General features: G+C 54.4%; 21 protein-coding genes. 17 read left to right on the top strand and 4 right to left on the bottom strand.

Going from position 1 to position 18816, the window contains the following annotated elements; all coding sequences use genetic code 11:
* Both B2T33_RS00105 and B2T33_RS00100 read left to right on the top strand, forming a co-directional pair.
* Nucleotides 1–409: molybdopterin-dependent oxidoreductase (locus B2T33_RS00105; protein ID WP_286790858.1), on the top strand; the 409-nt coding region annotated here is incomplete at its 5' end.
* A 64-nt stretch (nucleotides 410–473) separates the two neighbouring features.
* Entirely contained in the window at nucleotides 474–965 is a 492-nt protein-coding gene (locus tag B2T33_RS00100) for a glutathione peroxidase (protein ID WP_008891155.1), read from the top strand.
* 41 nt (nucleotides 966–1006) lie between these two features.
* Here B2T33_RS00100 and recQ read toward each other — a convergent pair whose 3' ends face one another.
* From recQ to B2T33_RS00085, 3 genes are all read right to left on the bottom strand, one after another.
* On the bottom strand, nucleotides 1007–2839 hold the full coding sequence (recQ, locus tag B2T33_RS00095) for a DNA helicase RecQ (RefSeq protein WP_286790857.1): 1833 nt from the start codon (nucleotides 2837–2839) through the stop codon (nucleotides 1007–1009).
* Between the two features lie 19 nt (nucleotides 2840–2858).
* Complete coding sequence (locus B2T33_RS00090; RefSeq protein ID WP_008891153.1) at nucleotides 2859–3500, bottom strand: uracil-DNA glycosylase; 642 nt, start codon at nucleotides 3498–3500, stop codon at nucleotides 2859–2861.
* A gap of 84 nt (nucleotides 3501–3584) precedes the next feature.
* Nucleotides 3585–4193, bottom strand: a complete 609-nt coding sequence (locus tag B2T33_RS00085) for an NYN domain-containing protein (RefSeq protein ID WP_008891152.1) — start codon at nucleotides 4191–4193, stop codon at nucleotides 3585–3587.
* 199 nt (nucleotides 4194–4392) lie between these two features.
* On the opposite strand from B2T33_RS00085, the gene folK reads away from it, so the two are divergent.
* From folK to B2T33_RS00010, 15 genes are all read left to right on the top strand, one after another.
* Nucleotides 4393–4941, top strand: coding sequence for a 2-amino-4-hydroxy-6-hydroxymethyldihydropteridine diphosphokinase (gene folK, locus B2T33_RS00080; protein WP_082923512.1), 549 nt, complete (start codon nucleotides 4393–4395; stop codon nucleotides 4939–4941).
* 109 nt (nucleotides 4942–5050) lie between these two features.
* On the top strand, nucleotides 5051–5383 hold the full coding sequence (gene rpoZ, locus B2T33_RS00075; protein WP_008891150.1) for a DNA-directed RNA polymerase subunit omega: 333 nt from the start codon (nucleotides 5051–5053) through the stop codon (nucleotides 5381–5383).
* A 403-nt stretch (nucleotides 5384–5786) separates the two neighbouring features.
* Nucleotides 5787–7931, top strand: a complete 2145-nt coding sequence (locus B2T33_RS00070) for a RelA/SpoT family protein (protein WP_063089421.1) — start codon at nucleotides 5787–5789, stop codon at nucleotides 7929–7931.
* Between the two features lie 131 nt (nucleotides 7932–8062).
* The gene (locus B2T33_RS00065) at nucleotides 8063–8773 is read left to right on the top strand and encodes a DUF2062 domain-containing protein (RefSeq protein ID WP_008891148.1); all 711 of its coding nucleotides are present in this window, start codon (nucleotides 8063–8065) and stop codon (nucleotides 8771–8773) included.
* Complete coding sequence (locus B2T33_RS00060; RefSeq protein WP_008891147.1) at nucleotides 8770–9519, top strand: pyridoxine 5'-phosphate synthase; 750 nt, start codon at nucleotides 8770–8772, stop codon at nucleotides 9517–9519. Before B2T33_RS00065 ends, B2T33_RS00060 begins: the two co-directional genes overlap by 4 nt.
* Nucleotides 9520–9915 (top strand): holo-ACP synthase, encoded by a 396-nt coding sequence (acpS, locus tag B2T33_RS00055; RefSeq protein WP_286790856.1) that lies wholly within the window; start codon nucleotides 9520–9522, stop codon nucleotides 9913–9915.
* A 25-nt stretch (nucleotides 9916–9940) separates the two neighbouring features.
* Entirely contained in the window at nucleotides 9941–10687 is a 747-nt protein-coding gene (lepB, locus tag B2T33_RS00050; RefSeq protein ID WP_008891145.1) for a signal peptidase I, read from the top strand.
* The gene (gene rnc, locus B2T33_RS00045) at nucleotides 10687–11370 is read left to right on the top strand and encodes a ribonuclease III (protein WP_008891144.1); all 684 of its coding nucleotides are present in this window, start codon (nucleotides 10687–10689) and stop codon (nucleotides 11368–11370) included. Before lepB ends, rnc begins: the two co-directional genes overlap by 1 nt.
* Entirely contained in the window at nucleotides 11363–12301 is a 939-nt protein-coding gene (era, locus tag B2T33_RS00040) for a GTPase Era (protein WP_008891143.1), read from the top strand. The genes rnc and era overlap by 8 nt, the downstream gene beginning before the upstream one ends.
* Nucleotides 12302–12350: 49 nt before the next feature.
* Nucleotides 12351–12581, top strand: coding sequence for a hypothetical protein (locus tag B2T33_RS00035; RefSeq protein ID WP_286790855.1), 231 nt, complete (start codon nucleotides 12351–12353; stop codon nucleotides 12579–12581).
* Nucleotides 12581–12748 carry a hypothetical protein gene (locus B2T33_RS00030; protein WP_156518943.1) on the top strand — a complete coding sequence of 56 codons (168 nt, stop codon included), beginning with the start codon at nucleotides 12581–12583 and terminating at the stop codon, nucleotides 12746–12748. The genes B2T33_RS00035 and B2T33_RS00030 overlap by 1 nt, the downstream gene beginning before the upstream one ends.
* 9 nt (nucleotides 12749–12757) lie before the next feature.
* Nucleotides 12758–13513, top strand: a complete 756-nt coding sequence (recO, locus tag B2T33_RS00025; RefSeq protein WP_286790854.1) for a DNA repair protein RecO — start codon at nucleotides 12758–12760, stop codon at nucleotides 13511–13513.
* 130 nt (nucleotides 13514–13643) lie between these two features.
* The gene (gene parC / locus B2T33_RS00020) at nucleotides 13644–15887 is read left to right on the top strand and encodes a DNA topoisomerase IV subunit A (RefSeq protein ID WP_286790853.1); all 2244 of its coding nucleotides are present in this window, start codon (nucleotides 13644–13646) and stop codon (nucleotides 15885–15887) included.
* Between the two features lie 237 nt (nucleotides 15888–16124).
* Nucleotides 16125–16670 (top strand): TRAP transporter small permease subunit, encoded by a 546-nt coding sequence (locus B2T33_RS00015; protein ID WP_063089431.1) that lies wholly within the window; start codon nucleotides 16125–16127, stop codon nucleotides 16668–16670.
* A complete protein-coding gene (locus B2T33_RS00010; protein ID WP_008891138.1) occupies nucleotides 16670–18043 on the top strand; it encodes a TRAP transporter large permease in 1374 nt (457 codons plus the stop codon). The genes B2T33_RS00015 and B2T33_RS00010 overlap by 1 nt, the downstream gene beginning before the upstream one ends.
* A 149-nt stretch (nucleotides 18044–18192) precedes the next feature.
* On the opposite strand, the gene B2T33_RS00005 is transcribed toward B2T33_RS00010, so the two are convergent.
* Nucleotides 18193–18816: TRAP transporter substrate-binding protein (locus B2T33_RS00005; protein WP_286790852.1), on the bottom strand; the 624-nt coding region annotated here is incomplete at its 5' end.

Genomic DNA, 18816 nt, shown 5'->3' with positions numbered 1-18816 from the left:
GCTTGATTTGCCGCATGTCACGGCCAAAAACGATATTCACTGTGTGACCAGTTGGTCGCGATACGAAAATCACTGGCAGGGCGTGTTGGCCACAACGCTGGCAGAGCTTGTTGATCCATTACCCGCTGCGCGTCACGTCCTGTTTACCGCCCATGATGGCTATACGACCAATGTCCGGATCGAACAGTTTTTGGATGATGGCGTGCTGTTGGCCCATCATTGGGAAGGCGAGCCGTTGAGTGAAGAGCATGGTGGGCCGCTTCGTGTTGTGATCCCGAAGCTTTATTTCTGGAAAAGTGCCAAATGGGTGAAAAAGATCACTTTTGCCCGCGATGACAAGCCGGGATTCTGGGAAGAACGCGGTTATCACAACAATGCCGACCCATGGACGGAGGAGCGCTATGAATAGGCGGCAATTCGTTGTATTCTTTGTCTTTACTATTGTTGTCGTGAGTTTGTCCTGGAGGGAGACAATGGCATCGGATGATGCGCCATCTGCATACGACTTTTCTTTCCCGGCGATTGATGCCGGTGAAATCCATCTTTCAGAGTATAACGACAAAGTCGTTTTGCTGGTAAATACCGCCTCGATGTGCGGGTTTACGCCACAATATACCGGCCTGCAGAAACTGTGGGAAGATTACCGTGACGAGGGGCTTGTTGTCCTTGGCGTCCCGTCGGCCGATTTCGGCGGGCAGGAATATAGCGAGGATGCCGATATCCTTGATTTCTGTGAGGTCAATTTTGATGTCGACTTCCCGCTGACATCAAAAACTACGGTCAAAGGCCCGGATGCGCACCCGTTCTATAAATGGGCGGAGCAGGAATTGGGCGCGGAAAACGCCCCGCAATGGAATTTCCACAAATATCTGATTGGCCGCGATGGCAAGCTTATTCAAAGCTTTGACAGCCGGACCAAGCCGGAAGATGAGGAAATTGTCAGCGCCATTCGCGCAAGCCTTTAGGGCAAAACTGCCAAAAGATGATTTGATGACGGGACGGCGGGTTACCGCCGTCCGTCCATGACATCAAGAAATGCCAATCCGTACTGATCAAGTTTTTTGACGCCGACACCGTTGATAGATGCCATATCTTCAAGGGTGCGGGGCTTGAAACGCACCATTTCCCAAAGTGTCCGGTCACTGAAGATTACATAGGGCGGCACATTCTGGCTGGTTGCCAGTTCGCGGCGGAGCGTGCGCAAACGTTCCCAAAGATCGCGGTCTTCCTCGTTTTCGAATTCGGTATCGAAATCGCGCAGACGCTTTGTCATGGCGCGTTTGCTTTCACCGGGGTCCTTGCGCATTTCGACGACTTTTTCGCCGCGCAGAACCGGTCGGGACTCCTCGGTCAAATAAACACCGCCATGTCCTTCGACATCGACTTCGAGATATCCCATGGCAAGGAGCTGTCGGAAGACCGAGCGCCATTGTGGCTGGGCGATATCCTTGCCAATGGCATAGACCGAAAGCTTGTCATGGCCGTTTTGGCGGATTTTCTCGGTCTTGCGACCCATCAGGACTTCGATCACATGTGCCGGGCCGAAGCGTTGGCCGGTGCGATACACTGCCGACAGCGCCTTGCGCGAGGCCTGGGTTGCATCCCAGGTATCAACCGGTTCAAGGCAGGTATCGCAGTTGCCACACGGCTCGTGGCGATCTTCACCAAAATAGGACAGGATCACCTGACGGCGGCAACGGGTGGTTTCGGCAAGACCAACCAGCGCATCGAGTTTACGCGATTCAATGCGTTTCTGGGCTTCGGGGGCGTCGGAACCGGCCACCATGCTTCGGATCGAAACGATATCGGACAGATCGTAATTCATCCACGCATTGGCCGGCAGCCCGTCACGCCCGGCACGCCCGGTTTCCTGATAATAGGCTTCCATGCTTTTGGGCAGGTTGAGGTGGGCGACAAAGCGGACATTGGGTTTGTCGATCCCCATGCCAAAGGCAACAGTGGCACAGATGATCAGCCCGTCTTCACGCAGGAAGCGATCCTGATGAAGTTGGCGTGTTTCCTGTGCCAGACCCGCGTGATACGGCAGGGCCGGTCGACCATTTTCCGAAAGCCATTGCGCGACGTCTTCGGTTTTGCGTCGTGACAGGCAATAGACAATCCCGGCATCGTCGGCATGTTCGCGATTAAGGAACGACAGCAGGCGTTGCTTGGCATTGCCCTTGGTTTCAATGCGATAGGTGATGTTCGGGCGGTCAAAACCGGTAATAAAGCACTGTGCATCGGTCAGATGCAGGTTTTCGGCAATGTCTTTGCGGGTGGGCGTATCGGCCGTTGCGGTCAGGGCAATGCGCGGCACATGGGCAAAGCGCGTTGGCAGCAAATCAAGGCGGCGATATTCTGGGCGGAAATCATGGCCCCATTGCGACACACAGTGGGCTTCATCAATCGCGAACAGTGAAATGCTGATCCGGTCGAGCAAGTTTAAAAACCGGTCAGAAGCAAAACGTTCCGGCGCCACATAGAGAAGATCGATATCACCATCGACGGCACGCGTTTCAATTTCGCGCGCGGCATCGGGGGCAAGGGTCGAATTGATAAAGGCGGCTTTGACGCCCAACTGATTAAGCGCATCGACCTGATCCTTCATCAACGCGATCAGCGGGGACACGACAACAGCCGTTCCCGGACGACAGAGGGCTGGCACCTGATAGCAAAGCGACTTGCCGCCACCGGTTGGCATCAGGACAAGTGCGTCATTTCCAGCGATGACATGGTCAATGATTTCAGCCTGTTGGCCACGAAAGCTGTCATAGCCGAACACTTCTTGCAGAACGTCAATCGGCTGACGTTGTACAGGTCGGTCGAGAAGGTCGGGCATGGGCAATGTATCGGGCAAATTAACCGTCCAGATGTGCGCGAATTCCGGCAAAGACGTTTTCAAACATCTCTGGCGTCAGGCGATAGGTCTGGGTGTTGTAGCGCGAACAGTGATAGCTATCAAACAATGTGATGCCATTTTCCATTTTATGCGATGCGCCATGGCCAAATTTCAGCGATGAAAGCTTAAGCCCGAAGGTGCGCAGCATCGCCTGATGAGCCACCTGTCCAAGACAAAGAATAGCCGACAGGTTCTTCATGGCATCAAATTCGCTGATCAGGAACGGGCGGCAGGTATTGGCCTCTGGCCCGGTGGGCTTGTTTTCCGGGGGCACGCATTTCACCGCGTTGGTGATGCGGCAATCAAGCAGTTCAAGGCCGTCATCCGGGCGTTTGTCATAGGTGCCCTTGGCAAAACCGAACTTTTTAAGCGTGTCATACAAAAGATCACCAGCATAGTCGCCGGTGAAGGGGCGGCCAGTGGCATTGGCCCCCTTAAGCCCGGGGGCAAGGCCAACGATCAGAAGGCGCGCATCAAGCGGGCCGAACGGACGCACCGGCCCGTTGTAGAATTCGGGAAATTTTTCCTGATTCTTGCGGCGGAATTCAACAAGGCGCGGGCAAAGCTGACAATCGATATCGGGTTGCTGATAGGCGGTCATGGCAAGTCTGACGTTTTGCCGGTTACAGTGCGGGCTGTAACCGGTGGTGATCAGGGCAGGGTGACGGGCGACGCGGTGTCGCGATCAATCGTAATCGAATTCTTCGAGATCGGGATGTTCAGGATGATCGTCGATATCGGGATGATCGTCGTCGCGTCGTTGCTGAACCTTGCGCGCAATCGTGCCTTCAAGGGCGGTCAGTTCGATAAAGTTATCGGCCTGACGGCGCAATTCGTCGGCAACCATCGGCGGGTTTGATTTGACGGTCGAAACAACAGTGACGCGCACACCTTTGCGCTGCACGGCGTCGACCAGACGGCGGAAATCACCGTCGCCCGAGAAAATAACAACATGATCAAGGTGTTGCGCCATTTCCATGACGTCAATTGCCAACTCGATATCCATGTTGCCCTTGATCTTGCGGCGACCGGCGGCATCGGTGAATTCCTTGGTCGGTTTGGTGACCATGGTGTAGCCGTTATAGTCCAGCCAATCGACCAGCGGGCGGATCGGGGAATACTCCTGATCTTCAATCAGGGCGGTGTAGTAGAAGGCCCGGATCAACTGACCTTTCTGGGCGAAAAGATCCAAAAGACGTTTGTAATCAATGTCAAAACCAAGGGCACGGGCAGCGGCATAAAGATTGGAGCCGTCGATAAATAACCCGATGCGTTCTTGCGGGTAAAAAATCATCGTTAAATTCCTCAAACATCAAATTTAATTATGCAGTTCCTAAAATACGGAACTTTCAAATACAGACCTTTCATGTTTACCGTGGGCGCCGGGACAAAGAAAGGCGAAAATATCGTGGACAGAGCAGGGTGGCTCCCTTAGATATGCCGTCTTTCCGAACCTTGTCATACGCCCAATCACCGAACCGAAGGTCTTCTTTGTGCGCAATTCTTCACCGTCAGACACCAGCATGATCGCGGATGACGCTATCCTGATTGCTTTCGGTGCAAATTTGCCTACCGAAGAATATGGTGCGCCTGCACAAACATTGAAAGCCGCACTGCGTCGATTGGCCGAAAATGGCGACATTTCGATCGATCAGGTGTCATCGTTTTATGAAACGGCACCGGTGCCGATTTCCGATCAGCCTTGGTACGTGAACGGTGTTGCACGCATTTCGACGGGCTTGTCAGCGCATGATCTGCTTTTGCGGTTACATGACGTTGAGGCCGAATTCGGGCGTGTTCGGCGGGAACGCAATGCCGCGCGCGTCATTGACCTTGACCTGATTGCTTATGGGCGGGAACTGGTGCGTGAAGAGGGCGGCATTCAGGTGCCGCACCCGCGCATGGCGGAACGGGCGTTTGTCTTGCTGCCGTTGCGCGATGTGGTTGCCGACTGGGTTCACCCGGTTTTGAACCGCACCGTTGATGATCTGATTTCCGATCTGCCGGCCGATCAGCAGATTCGCAAACAAACGAATGGCTGATAAAGCATGCGAAAACCTGATCGAAAGAGTGGTTTCGCTGTTGCAACACACGTGATCCGACGCTATAAAGCTCGGTCTGGACACCCCAAAAGTATTTCTGGAGACATTTATGGCGCGCGTTACCGTCGAAGATTGCGTTGACAAGATTCCGAACCGCTTTGAGCTTGTAATGCTTGCAGCTCAGCGTGCACGCAACATCTCGGCCGGTGCAGAACTGACCATTGATCGTGACAACGACAAGAACCCGGTTGTTGCGCTGCGTGAAATCGCCGAAGTAACGGTTGATTTTGACGATCTGCGCAATGGCATGGTGCAGGGTCTGCAGCGGCATGTTGAAGCCGATGAGCCGGAAGAAACCGAAGACGATTTCGGTCCGAAACTGGTTGCTGAAGCTGTTGAAGAAGCTTCCGCTGGCGTTGTTGCTCCGTCGGAAGAAGAATAAGGTCAGACTGGTTTTGATCTGAACCTTTCCAAAAGAAGAGCCACGGTGTTTATCTTCCGTGGCTTTTTTTTGTCCAGATCGTACTATCTTATGAAAGGGGATGGATTATATCCCCTTAGGGTCGAAACTCATTCACATGACCGATCCGGCAACTGATATGAGAGAAAAAGCTAGGAAAAGCCCGCAGAACGGGGTGATCCCCGATCAAGGGATTTGACGCAGAGGCTTTCTCTCATATCAGTTGTCCTTCGGATCTCCCGGATTTGCACGGGCTACTTTGTCGCAAAACCTTGAAAGATGTATATCTTTCTGCAGTTTTGCTTCGCGTATCCGCACAAATCCGGGAGACCGGAGCGATTATGTGAATGAGTTTGGACCCTAGAAACTGCGGAGACGCCCCTGAATGATGCGGCAATACGAACTTGTTGAACGGGTTAAGGCATACGACCCCGATGCGTGCGAAACCACGCTGAACCGGGCCTATGTCTATGCGACCCAGAAACACGGTTCGCAAAAACGCGCATCCGGTGACCCGTATTTTTCCCATCCGATTGAAGTCGCAGGCATTCTGACCAATTACAAGCTTGATTGCGACACGATCATCACGGCCCTTTTGCACGACACCATCGAAGATACCGATGCGACCCCTGAAGAGATCACCAAGCTTTTCGGGACCAACATCATGAAGCTGGTCGATGGTGTGACCAAGCTGACCCAGATCGAGCTTAAATCAGCCGATTCCAAGCAGGCAGAAAACTTCCGCAAGTTGCTTTTAGCGATGTCCGAAGACATTCGCGTGTTGCTGGTCAAGCTGGCCGACCGACTGCACAACATGCGGACGTTGCATTATATCTCCAAGCCGGAAAAGCGTGTGCGGATCGCTGCTGAAACGCTTGAGATTTATGCCCCGCTTGCCGAGCGCATCGGTATGCATGACATCAAGGAAGAGCTTGAAGATCTGGCCTTCCAGCATATCAATCCCGAAGCACGGGATTCGATCCTCGCCCGCCTGGAATTCCTGCGCGAGAAGGATGACAACGTCGTCAGCCGGATTGTTTCCGAACTGACCGAAGTCATTTCGCGTCAGGGGCTTAAGGTCGACATTTACGGGCGCGAAAAGCGGCCCTATTCGATCTGGCAGAAGATGCAGCGCAAGAACATCACCTTCGGTGAGCTGTCTGACATCATGGCGTTTCGCGTGCTCGTCGATGACATGCCCAATTGCTATGAAGTGCTGGGCTATCTGCACGCCAATTACAAAGTGGTGCCGGGCCGGTTCAAGGATTATATCTCGACGCCGAAACCCAACGGATATCGTTCGATCCATACCACGGTGCTCGGCCCGGAAAATCACCGGATCGAGGTTCAGATCCGCACCCGCCAGATGCACGAGGTCAACGAAAACGGTGTGGCCGCGCACTGGGCTTATAAACAGGAAGCACCGACCGGACAGCAGAAGGAAGGGGTGCAGTATCGTTGGCTGCGTGACCTTCTTGATATTCTGGAACATGCGTCCGAACCGGAAGAATTCCTTGAACATACCAAGCTTGCGATGTTCCAGGATCAGGTGTTCTGCTTTAGCCCGAAGGGCGATGTGATCGCCCTTCCGGCCCGCGCAACCCCGGTCGATTTCGCCTATATGATCCATACCCACATTGGGGATACCTGTGTTGGGGCCAAGGTCAATGGGGCGATGGTGCCGTTGCGTACGGTGCTCAATAACGGTGATCAGGTCGAGATCGTAACATCGAAGGCGCAAACGCCGAATCCGACCTGGGAACGGTTTGTTGTTACCGGTAAGGCGCGGGCGCGAATTCGTCGCTTTATCCGCCAGCAGCAGGAAGACCAGTACAAGGATCTTGGCAAGGCGATCTTGCAAAAGGCGTTCCGTCAGGAAGGCTATGACTATTCCGACAAGGCGCTTGAAGGGGTTCTTAAAATCTTCAAGCAGCCATCGGTTGATGCACTTTTGACCCTTGTGGGGGCCGGGCATCACACCGGGCGTGAAGTTGTTCATGCCGTGTTCCCGGGCACCAAGGACAAGGAAACGGCGCGCAAGGTTGTGCCACTTGATAAGGTGCGCGCCCGCAAACATGATCACGCCATCCCGATCAAGGGCCTTATTCCCGGTATGGCCGTGCATTATGCTGGCTGTTGCCATCCGTTGCCGGGGGACCGGATTGTCGGGATTGTTACAACCGGCAAGGGTGTGACAATCCATACGATTGACTGCGATACGCTTGAAACCTTTACCGAGCAGCCGGAACGCTGGCTTGATGTCGGGTGGGATAACGAGGGCGAACCGGAACACTTCATCGGTCGCCTTGGATTGACCGTGGGGCATGAGCAGGGGGCGCTTAGCTCAATCACCAGCGTGATTGCCAAGAACCATGGCAATATCACCAATCTGCGCTTTACCAATCGCACGACAGACTTCTTTGAAATGCTGATTGATATCGATGTGGTCGATGTCAAACACCTGACCAATATCATTGCCGCATTGCGTGCCACACCGGTGGTCAATGCCGTTGAACGCGCGCGCGGGTGACGGCGAACTGTAAACGCCTTCACCTTTTAGGCGAATTTGGCGCAAAAGCCTTGCCAATCGCGCAGTCAGCACTTACGCATATGCTTCAAGATTTTACAGCATTACGTGATTAGATCCAGAACTGACCCCGCATGTTTCGGCGCCGCAGCAAACCTTCATCCTTTCAGCGTGTACGCAACGTGGTATGGCCGCGCGGCGGATGGCGTCGTTCGTCACAGTATTTTGCCCATCGGGTCGCCCGTTTGCCGGGATCGCCCTATAGCATCGCTTCAGGTTTTGCGATCGGGGCGGCGGTGTCTTTCACGCCGTTTATCGGGTTCCACTTTGTCATCTCGACACTGCTGAGCCTTTTGACGCGCAGTAACGTGGTGGCGTCGCTTTTGGGGACAGTGGTTGGCAATCCCTGGACGTTTCCGTTTATCTGGTTGTGGCTTTATACCTGCGGCAATTGGATCCTTGGCGCGCATTCGGCAAGTTCGACAGTGCATTTCGATATGGCGGTGCTGTGGGAATTCGTTGTCCTCGGCCTGAACTATGTCGGTGGCGGGCTTATTTTCGGTAATTGGGATGTCAGCGATCAGCAGGCACTGGGGCAACTTTGGGCCAGCATTGTTGATATCATCTGGCCGATGGTGGTTGGCTGTATTCCGACAACGATTGTTATCTGGATACTGTTTTACTTCCCAATCCGCCGTGCGGTTGTGATTTATCGCCATAACCGCATTTTGCGCCGGATGAAAAAGACCGAGCGTCATGGCCTTGGCCCGATGCTTGAAAGTGCCAAGGAAAAGATCGGAACCGCCGCAAAGCACGCCACCAAAAAGCAGGATGAAACATCATGAATGCGAAGCTGCGCCTCGGGGTCAATATTGACCATGTTGCGACCATTCGAAATGCCCGCGGCGGCGATCTGCCCGACCCGGTGCGGGCAGCAGAGCTTGCAAAGGCGGCTGGTGCGGATGGTATCACCGCGCACCTGCGCGAAGACCGTCGCCATATCCGTGATGCGGATATGCAGCGCCTGCGCGAAGAAGTTGATTTGCCGCTTAATTTCGAGATGGCGGCAACCGATGAAATGCTGGCCATCGCAATTCAGACCAAGCCGCACGCGGTTTGCCTGGTGCCGGAAAAACGCGAAGAACGCACGACCGAAGGCGGGCTGGATGTTGCCGGTGGGCATAATCATCTCAAACGTTTTGTCTCGGACCTTGGTGATGCCGGCATTCGCGTTTCACTGTTTATCGAGGCATCCGAGGCACAGCTTGATGCGGCCAAAAGCCTTGGCGCGCCGGTGGTGGAAATCCATACCGGCGCCTATTGCGATGCGAAGACCGATGAAGAACGCGCCCGCGAACTGGACCGTATCCGCCATGCTGTGCAATATGGGGCAGGGATCGGACTTGAAATCCACGCCGGTCACGGTTTGAATTTCGAAACCGTCAAGCCGATTGCCGCCATGCCGGAAATTGCCGAGCTTAATATCGGGCATTTCCTGATTGGTGAGGCGGTGTTTGTCGGGCTTGAAGCGGCGATTGCCGAGATGCGCCGTTTGATGGATGAAGCACGCACGCAGGCAGGTTATGCGTAAATGATCATTGGGATTGGCACAGATTTATGCGATATCCGTCGGATAGAGGCTACTCTTGAACGCCATGGCGAGCGTTTCATGAAGCGTGTCTTTACCGATATCGAGATTGCGCGTGCCAAACGCAAGCCGCACCGGACTGCCTCGTCGCTGGCCATGGCGTTTGCCGCCAAGGAAGCCTGTTCAAAGGCGCTTGGGACCGGTTTTCGTCGCGGTGTTTATCATAACACCATGGGTGTGGTACATCAGCCCAGCGGCAAGCCCGATATGGTTTTGATTGAAGGTGCGCAAGCACGACTTGAAGAATTGACCCCGGATGGGAAAACTGTCTCTGTGTATGTGACCCTGACGGACGAATATCCGATGGCCAATGCGGTCGTTGTGATTTCGGCAGATTGACAAAAATTGATTGGTTGAACACGGAATGGAAAAGCTTGTGCATAAGAAGAAAACGGGTGGTTTGCTCGACACCTTGAAGACCGTTTTCTGGGCCATTGTCATTGCACTTATGGTTCGGACCTTTGCTTTCGAACCGTTTAATATTCCGTCTGGCTCGATGATCCCGACCTTGCTGGTGGGGGATTATCTGTTTGTGTCGAAATTCTCTTATGGGTATTCGAAGCATAGCATGCCGTTCAGCCTGCCGATCATTCCCGGCCGTGTATTTGAAAGCGAACCGGAACGTGGCGATGTGGTTGTCTTCAAACTGCCGTCTGATACCTCGCAGGATTACATCAAGCGTGTGATTGGTCTGCCGGGCGATACCGTTCAGGTCAAGGAAGGCCGCCTTTACATCAACAACAAGATGATCGAGCGCGAGCGCATCGAGGATTACATCCTGACCGATGGTGGCGGGCGATCGGCCGCAGTGCCGCAATATATCGAAACCCTGCCAAATGGCCGTGTGCATCGTATTCTTGAGATGTTTGGCGATCAGGGGCCGAGCGACAACACCGAAGCTTTCACCGTTCCCGAAGGTCATTTCTTCATGATGGGTGATAACCGCGACAATTCGGCAGACAGCCGTGCGTTCCCGTCGCGCTTCCGGTTTGTTCCGATTGAAAACCTGGTCGGGCGTGCTGAATTCCTGTTCTATTCCAAGGACAGCTCTCAGCCGGTTTATGACCTTGGCAGCATCCGCTTTGATCGCCTGTTCCAGGGGGTTAACTGATGAGCGACGGCCTGCCGGTGATCGCCGAGATTGATCACGGTTTTTCCGATCCCGACCTTTTGCGTGTGGCGCTGACCCATCGCAGTGCCGCCAAGGGCAAGGATATGCTAAGCGGCGGCAACGAGCGCCTTGAGTTCCTTGGCGACCGTGTGCTGGGTCTTGTCGTGGCAGAGATGCTTTATACCCGGTTCGGACGTGAGCGCGAAGGTGCCATGGCCAAACGGTTTGTCGCACTGGTGCGCCGCGAGACTTTGGCGCGCGTGGCAGAACAGATCAAACTGGGTGAACACATCCAGATGGCCAAGGGTGAACGCGCAGCAGGGGCGGATACCAATCCGGCGATTTTATCTGATTGCATGGAGGCGGTGATTGCCGCACTCTATCTTGATGGTGGTCTTGAACCGGCACGGCGTTTTATTGAAAAGCTGTGGACGCCGCTTTTGGATGAAGCCAACAAGCCGCCGCAGGATGCCAAAACGCAATTGCAGGAATGGCTGCAAGGGCGGGGCAAGCCGTTACCGAAATACGAGATGGTCGGGCGTGAAGGCCCGGCCCACGCGCCGTTATTTACCATCGAACTGACGACCGGCGACGGTGACAGTGTCAGTGCGGAAGGCAAATCGAAACGCGAAGCGGAACAACTCGCCGCAAAATTGATGTTGGATAAACTTAGTGATGAATGAGGTTCCCACACCGGTGGCCGAAGACAGATTACCTTATCAGCAACGTTGTGGCTTTGTGGCCCTCGTTGGTGCGCCGAATGCCGGCAAATCGACACTTTTGAACCAGTTGGTTGGTACGAAAGTGTCCATCGTCTCGCCGAAGGTCCAGACGACACGAACGCGCGTGCGCGGTATCGTCATGACCGAAGACGCGCAGATTGTTTTCATTGATACGCCGGGCATCTTTGCACCCAAACGCCGTCTTGACCGCGCGATGGTCAAGGCAGCCTGGAATGGGGCAGATGATGCGGACCTTGTTGTTCTGGTGATTGATGCCGGAAGCGGCATCACGGACGAGGACTTGGCGATCATCAAGACGCTTAAGGAACAGAACCGCAAGGCGATCCTGGCGTTGAACAAGGTCGACAAGGTATCGGACAAGGAAAAGCTTCTGCGTCTGTCCCAAGACCTGTTTGCCCATGAAGTCTTTACCGACGTCTTCATGATTTCGGCCAAAAAGGGTGCGGGTACGCAGGATCTGGTGAATTTCCTTGCCGCCAAGATGCCCGATGGCCCTTGGATGTTCCCGGAAGACGATGTTTCGGATATGCCGTTGCGTCTTCTGGCGGCTGAAATTACCCGTGAAAAGCTTTATTACCAGCTTCAGCAGGAACTTCCTTATTCCGCAACGGTCGAGACCGAGCTTTGGGAAGAGCGCAAGGATGGATCGGTCAAGCTTGAACAGACCATCTTTGTCGAGCGCGAAGGCCAGAAGGCGATCATCCTTGGCAAGGGTGGTAAACGTATCAAGGCGCTTGGCAGCGACGCCCGCAAGGAACTTGAAGCCATTTTCGAACGCCGGGTACATTTGTTCCTGTTTGTGAAAGTGCGTGAAAATTGGGGCGATGATCCCAACCGCTTTGCCATGTGGGGTCTTGATCACAACGCCTGATCGCGTTGCCTGGTCCCATATCGAGTGACCACAAATTGCCGGGTAAGTAATGGAAATCGGATCCGTCTGGGGAATTGTCATGATCATTGTTGGCGCAGCCGCCGCAATGATTATTGCGCGCGTCGCCAGACGTCCGTTCCGCAACCGCAATTCCAGTGCGTCTGTGCAACGTGAAAAATCGTTCCTGCACAAACCACTTAACCTGATTGCACTTCTGATTGCGATCGCCGTCTTTGTGCTGGGCCTGTTCTGGCGCATGACGGGTGGAGGCCCGACCTAATGCGTAATGACTCATCTGATCCGCTATCTGATGCCATTGAAGAAATCCCGAACCGCCCGATCCTGCGCAAGGTTGTGTTCGGTTTGGCGTTGTTTAGTCTTGCGTCCTGCCTGCTCGGGTTCTTCTTCCTTGTGACCCGCCTCATTGTACCTAGTGGCTTTTTCTAAGGTACGCGGATGGATTGGCGGGATGACGGTATCGTTCTTTCGACACGCAAGCTGGGTGAAAATTCAGTCCGTCTTTCTGTCCTGACCCGTGATTATGGCCGCCATGCCGGTCTGGTACGGGGTGCTACCAGCAAATCCATGCGTGGCACCCTTGAGCCCGGTAATGAAATTCGGGTGGGGTGGTCCGCCCGATTGGCCGAACATCTTGGGCAATTTCGCTGTGAACTGACCGGCGCGCATGCTGCAGATCTTTTGTTGCATGCTGGCCCCTTGATGGCGATGAGTTCGGCCTGTGCGATGCTTGATGCGACGCTTCCGGAGCGCGAAGCCCATCCGGATCTGTATCGCGGAACCGTCGCGTTGATTTCGGCACTCAAGTCCGAGCAATGGTTGCCTGCCTATATTCGTTGGGAAGTCGGGTTACTGGAAGAGCTTGGTTACGGCTTGGCACTGGATCGATGTGCCGCGACCAACGAGACCGAAAACCTTGCCTTTGTATCCCCCAAAAGCGGCCGCGCCGTGGGCGAGGCATCAGGGCAGGCGTATCGTGACCGGATGTTGCCGTTGCCGGCCTTTCTTGCTTCTGGTCGGGCGTCTCAATCGCGCAAGGAAATGTCTTTATCAGAACAGTTGCGCGATGGTCTGAAACTGACTGGTTTCTTCATTCACCGCGATATTTTCGAGGCAAAAGGCATCAAACCTGTTGCTGCGCGTGACCGGCTCGTCAGCCATGTCTGGCGCACGGATATCGGAGCAAAAAAATAAATTCGGCAATTTGCGCGCCATATGTTGACCAAGACCATGCCCGGCGTAGTATGTTGCCAATAACGTAAGGTGTTCGGGTCCGAACGCACTTGCACATGTCCATTTTGACAAGCAACAAGAAAAATCGTTCATGAGCACCAAGACTTCCGATCCGGCGGGTGCCGGACAAATCCGGGAAACCCGGCTTGCAGACGCGCTGAGCGAACGATATCTCGCCTATGCGATGTCGACAATCATGTCGCGTTCCCTGCCTGATGTGCGTGATGGCCTCAAGCCAGTGCATCGTCGTCTTCTTTACGCCATGCGTCAGCTTAAACTGAACCCGGAACAGGGGTTCAAAAAATGTGCGCGTGTTGTCGGTGACGTGATCGGTAAATATCACCCGCATGGTGATCAGTCGGTCTATGACGCGCTGGTACGTCTGGCACAGGATTTCGCGGTTCGTTATCCGCTTGTTGATGGTCAGGGCAACTTCGGCAACATCGACGGCGATAACGCGGCGGCAATGCGTTACACCGAGGCCCGCATGACAGCGGTCGCCGCGGCGCTGATGGATGGCCTTGACGAAGATGCCGTTGATTTTCGCCCGACCTATGACGGCGAGGAAAAAGAACCGGTTGTGATGCCGGCTGCTTTCCCGAACCTTTTGGCCAATGGGGCCTCGGGCATTGCCGTGGGTATGGCGACCAACATTCCGCCGCACAATGCAGGCGAGCTTTGCACGGCCCTGATCAAGCTGATTGATGATCCGGAAACCTCGATCGCGCAGCTTGTGCGGTGCGTGCCGGGTCCGGATTTCCCGACCGGTGGTGTTCTGGTCGAGCCGCGTGAAAACATTCTGGAAGCGTACGCGACCGGGCGTGGATCATTCCGCCTGCGTGCGAAATGGGAAGTCGAAAAGCTTAGCCACGGTCTTTATCAGGTCGTGATTACCGAAATTCCCTATCAGGTTCAGAAGGCCAAGCTGGTTGAACGGATCGCCGATCTGATGGTGGCAAAGAAATTGCCGCTTCTGAACGATGTGCGTGATGAGTCGACCGATATCATTCGTCTGGTTCTGGAGCCACGTACCCGCGCGGTTGAGCCGGAACACCTGATGGAAATGCTGTTCAAGAATACCGAGCTGGAAATCCGGTTTGGCTTGAACATGAACGTTCTGGACGGCGACAACACGCCACGTGTGATGAACTTGCGCGAAGTTCTGCGCGCATTCCTAGCACATCGTCAGGATGTTCTGATCCGTCGTTCCAACCATCGTTTGGCCAAGATCAATCACCGTCTTGAGGTATTGGAAGGCTATCTTGTTGCCTATCTGAACCTTGATGAAGTGATCCGGATCATCCGTTATGAGGATGAGCCGAAAAACGCCCTGATGAAGGCGTTTGACCTGACCGAAGTGCAGGCCGATGCGATCCTTAACATGCGTCTGCGGTCGTTGCGCAAGCTCGAAGAGATGGAAATCAAGAACGAGCATGCCAAACTGACCGAGGAAAAGCAGGGCCTTGAAGCGCTTCTTGCCAGCGAGAGCCTGCGTTGGGAGAAAATCCGCGACGAGATCGAAGTGATGCGTGAAAACTTTGGCAAGAAGACTGCCATTGGCAAGCGCCGCACCGAAATTGGTGATGCACCGGAAGAAATCGAAGTTCCGCTGGAAGCATTGATCGAACGTGAACCGATTACGGTCATCTGTTCGAAAATGGGCTGGGTGCGTGCGCTTAAGGGCCATGTCGCCGATATCAGCGACCTGAAGTTCAAGGATGGTGACGAGCATCGCTTTGCGCTGAAGGCCTTCACCACTGACAAGCTTCTGATCCTGTCGACGGCCGGGCGTTGTTACACCATGTCGTGTGACAAACTGCCGGGCGGCCGTGGTCATGGGGAGCCGATCCGTCTTTCCATCGATCTGCCGCAGGAACATGACATTGTTTCGATGGTGGTGCACAAGGAAGGCCGTAACCTTCTGGTGGCAAGTTCCGGTGGACGTGGCTTCCTGGTGGCCGAGAAAGAAGTGGTTGCGCAGACCAAAAACGGCAAGCAGGTGCTTAACCTTGGAACTGGTGAAGTTGCCAAGATCTTCCTGCCGGTTGAGCAAGATCATGTTGCCGTTCTGGGCGATAATCGCAAATTGCTGATTTATCCGGTTTCGGAAATTCCGGAAATGACGCGTGGCCGCGGTGTGATCCTGCAGAAATACCGCCAAGGCGGGCTTTCGGACCTTATCCTGTTTAACCTGGAAGAAGGTCTTAGTTGGACGATGGGTGGCAGCGAAGGTCGTACCCGGACTGTGACCGAACTGGCCGAATGGATTGGCAAACGGGCCGGGGCAGGGCGCCTGCCGCCAAATGGCTTCCCGCGGTCCAACAAGTTTGAATAACGGGTGTTAAAACGCCTTGATAAAAGCCGGGTGGTACCAAGCCATCCGGCTTTTTCTTTGCCTGAATGACGAAAATTGATGCACTGCCTGTGATTTGTTGCATTTCCCGGCAGAAATGGCCGAAATTCGGTGCAAAAGATATAGCGTTTTCGGTGGTTAATCTGTAACTTCCCAACCTGTTTAACAGGAAGCCCGCAATTTTCCTGTGAGATTCAAAAAAGGGCTTGGGAGTGAAAAGTGAAGTTTCTGGGAAATTTCGTCCGCGCCGTCGACAGTCTTAATGACTGGATCGGACGCGGAGTAGCCTGGCTGGTGATCCCCATGGTGGTGATCACGTTTTTGGTGGCAACGTTGCGTTATGGCTTTGCGGTCGGCTGGGTGTCGATGCAGGAAAGCTATATGTGGCTTTACGGCATCATGTTCATGGTCGGCGCGGGTTACACGCTGCTGCATGGGGGGCATGTGCGTGTTGACGTTTTCTATCGTCCGGCATCGGCGCGCTACAAGGCATGGGTAGACCTTTTTGGTTCCCTGTTCCTGCTTGCGCCAGTGGTTATCATGATCCTGATGTACAGCTATCCTTACGTTGTCACGAGCTGGCACCGTCTGGAAGGATCGCATGAAACCGGCGGGCTTCCGGGACTGTTCCTGTATAAGTCTGTGATTTTGGTCTTTGGTGTCCTGATGCTGCTGCAGGGGCTGTCTTTGGCAGCGCGCAGCGTTCTGGTCCTGACCGGTCACAAAGAGTTTGAAATCAAAGAAGAAGAGCACGAGGGCGTCTGATGACGGGGGAAATTCTTAGCCTGGTGATGTTCGCCGTAGCTTGCGGCGTGCTTCTTCTTGGTTTTCCGGTTGCTTTCTCACTTGCGGGCACCGGTCTTGCTTTTGCGCTTATTGGCAACGCCATGGGCACATTCGATATGCCGCTTCTGGGCTCTTTGCCGTCACGCTATTTCGGTGTGATGACCAACGAGCTTTACGTTGCGATCCCGTTGTTCGTGTTCATGGGTGTGATGCTTGAACGCGCACGGATCGCCGAGAAGCTTCTGACCACCATGGGTATGCTGTTTGGCACCATGCGTGGCGGTCTTGGCATTTCGGTCGTGATCGTCGGTATGTTGCTTGCGGCATCCACCGGTATTGTCGGTGCGACGGTTGTGACCATGGGCTTGCTCAGCCTGCCGGCGATGCAAAAAGCCGGTTATGATCCGAAACTGTCGACCGGTGTGATCTGTGCTTCGGGTACGCTGGGTCAGATCATTCCGCCATCGATCGTTCTGGTTCTGCTGGGTGATATCCTGCAAGGCGCCTATGCCGAAGCGCAGCGTGCGCTGGGCAACTGGGCACCGGAACCGATTTCGGTGATGGATCTGTTTGCCGGTGCCTTCATTCCGGGAATTATGCTGGTTGGGCTTTATATCGGCTGGATCATCATCAAATCACTGATTGATCCGGAATCAGCACCCGCACTGGTCGAAGGCAAACGCCCGGCAGGTCTTTGGGGTGAAGTACTGCGTGCATTGCTGCCGCCGGCCTTGCTGATTGTGGCGGTTCTGGGTTCAATCCTGACCGGGATTGCAACGCCGACGGAATCCGCGGCATTTGGTTCGGTCGGTGCGACCATTCTGGCTGCTTTCTATCGCCGTCTTGATATGCCGGTGCTGCGCCACGTGGTGCGTCAGACGGTTCAGGTCAGCGCGATGGTGTTTGTCATCCTACTGGGTGCGTCGGTGTTCTCGCTGGTGTTCCGTGGCCTGGGTGGTGATCATCTGGTTGAAGAACTGCTGCACAACCTTCCGGGTGGTGTGTTCAGTGCGATGCTGGTCGTGATGTTGCTGATGTTCGTCATGGGCTTCTTCCTCGACTTCATCGAGATCGTGTTCGTTGTGATCCCGATTGTCGGCCCGATCCTGCTTAAGCTTGATGTCGATCCGGTCTGGCTGGGTGTGATGATTGCAATCAACCTTCAGACCAGCTTTCTGACACCGCCATTCGGCTTTGCGCTGTTCTATCTGCGTGGTGTGGCCCCGGCGGCGATCAAGACGTGGGATATCTATCGCGGGATTGTACCGTTCGTGGTTATCCAGATGCTTGGCCTGTGCCTTGTGGCTGCCTTCCCGTGGTTGGCAACCTGGCTTCCGAGCGTTCTGTTCTAAGAACAACGGCGATATATCTTCAAAGAAAAAGGCACCCGTTATGGGTGCCTTTTTTATGTCTGTGATCCACGCTGATCAGATCGTAGCAGGCCCAAATAAAAAGGGCTGGCAAATAGCCAGCCCCTTGTCGTTTTCCGAATGCGGAGAACTTAGTATTTGAACGGCAGGACACGTGCCTGTGCGAATGCCGCTTCCGAGAATTTCGACCATGCGATCGACTGGGTACGGAAGGCGATAAGGCTTTCGAAGACTTCCTGCGACAGCGGGTTCGACGAAACCAGATCACGCAGAACTTCGCCCGACAGTTTGCCAAGGCCGGTCAGAATGTCGTCAGAGAACGGACGAACATCAACGCCATGCTTGTTACGCAGGGTGTCGAGTGCCTGAACGTTACGCGCGGTGAATTCGGACAGAACCATCTGGTTCACAGCGCGGTTTGCCTGCTCGACAATGGCTTTCAGATCATCCGGGAGTGCATTCCATGCATCCAGGTTGATGAAGTTGTCGAGAACGGTCGCCGGCTCGTGCCAGCCCGGATAGTAGTAGTATTTGGCCGACTTATAGAGACCAAAGGCCAGATCGTTATACGGACCAACCCATTCGGTTGCGTCAATCGCGCCCGACTGAAGTGCTGGCGGAATTTCGCCACCCGGAAGGTTCACAACGTTGGCACCAGCGGCTTTGACAACTTCGCCACCAAGGCCCGGAATACGCATTTTCAGACCTTTATAGTCGTCAATGGTGTTCATTTCCTTGTTGAACCAGCCGCCCAT

Origin of the sequence: Thalassospira sp. UBA4513, from assembly GCF_002388495.1 — a bacterium.
Lineage (GTDB): Bacteria > Pseudomonadota > Alphaproteobacteria > Rhodospirillales > Thalassospiraceae > Thalassospira > Thalassospira tepidiphila.
Note: the sequence above shows the minus strand (reverse complement) of the source record. Positions and strands in the feature narration are given on the sequence as shown.

Bases quoted from the DNA above. Each gene is read 5' to 3' on its own strand.
- rnc (WP_008891144.1), top strand. From the start codon at position 10,687: ATGAGCGACGGCCTGCCGGTGATCGCCGAGATTGATCACGGTTTTTCC.
- B2T33_RS00085 (WP_008891152.1), bottom strand. From the start codon at position 4,193: ATGATTTTTTACCCGCAAGAACGCATCGGGTTATTTATCGACGGCTCC.
- B2T33_RS00090 (WP_008891153.1), bottom strand. From the start codon at position 3,500: ATGACCGCCTATCAGCAACCCGATATCGATTGTCAGCTTTGCCCGCGC.
- recQ (WP_286790857.1), bottom strand. From the start codon at position 2,839: ATGCCCGACCTTCTCGACCGACCTGTACAACGTCAGCCGATTGACGTT.
- rpoZ (WP_008891150.1), top strand. From the start codon at position 5,051: ATGGCGCGCGTTACCGTCGAAGATTGCGTTGACAAGATTCCGAACCGC.
- B2T33_RS00100 (WP_008891155.1), top strand. From the start codon at position 474: ATGGCATCGGATGATGCGCCATCTGCATACGACTTTTCTTTCCCGGCG.
- B2T33_RS00030 (WP_156518943.1), top strand. From the start codon at position 12,581: ATGCGTAATGACTCATCTGATCCGCTATCTGATGCCATTGAAGAAATC.
- lepB (WP_008891145.1), top strand. From the start codon at position 9,941: ATGGAAAAGCTTGTGCATAAGAAGAAAACGGGTGGTTTGCTCGACACC.
- recO (WP_286790854.1), top strand. From the start codon at position 12,758: ATGGATTGGCGGGATGACGGTATCGTTCTTTCGACACGCAAGCTGGGT.
- B2T33_RS00065 (WP_008891148.1), top strand. From the start codon at position 8,063: ATGTTTCGGCGCCGCAGCAAACCTTCATCCTTTCAGCGTGTACGCAAC.
- acpS (WP_286790856.1), top strand. From the start codon at position 9,520: ATGATCATTGGGATTGGCACAGATTTATGCGATATCCGTCGGATAGAG.
- era (WP_008891143.1), top strand. From the start codon at position 11,363: ATGAATGAGGTTCCCACACCGGTGGCCGAAGACAGATTACCTTATCAG.
- B2T33_RS00035 (WP_286790855.1), top strand. From the start codon at position 12,351: ATGGAAATCGGATCCGTCTGGGGAATTGTCATGATCATTGTTGGCGCA.
- B2T33_RS00060 (WP_008891147.1), top strand. From the start codon at position 8,770: ATGAATGCGAAGCTGCGCCTCGGGGTCAATATTGACCATGTTGCGACC.
- B2T33_RS00070 (WP_063089421.1), top strand. From the start codon at position 5,787: ATGATGCGGCAATACGAACTTGTTGAACGGGTTAAGGCATACGACCCC.
- parC (WP_286790853.1), top strand. From the start codon at position 13,644: ATGAGCACCAAGACTTCCGATCCGGCGGGTGCCGGACAAATCCGGGAA.
- B2T33_RS00010 (WP_008891138.1), top strand. From the start codon at position 16,670: ATGACGGGGGAAATTCTTAGCCTGGTGATGTTCGCCGTAGCTTGCGGC.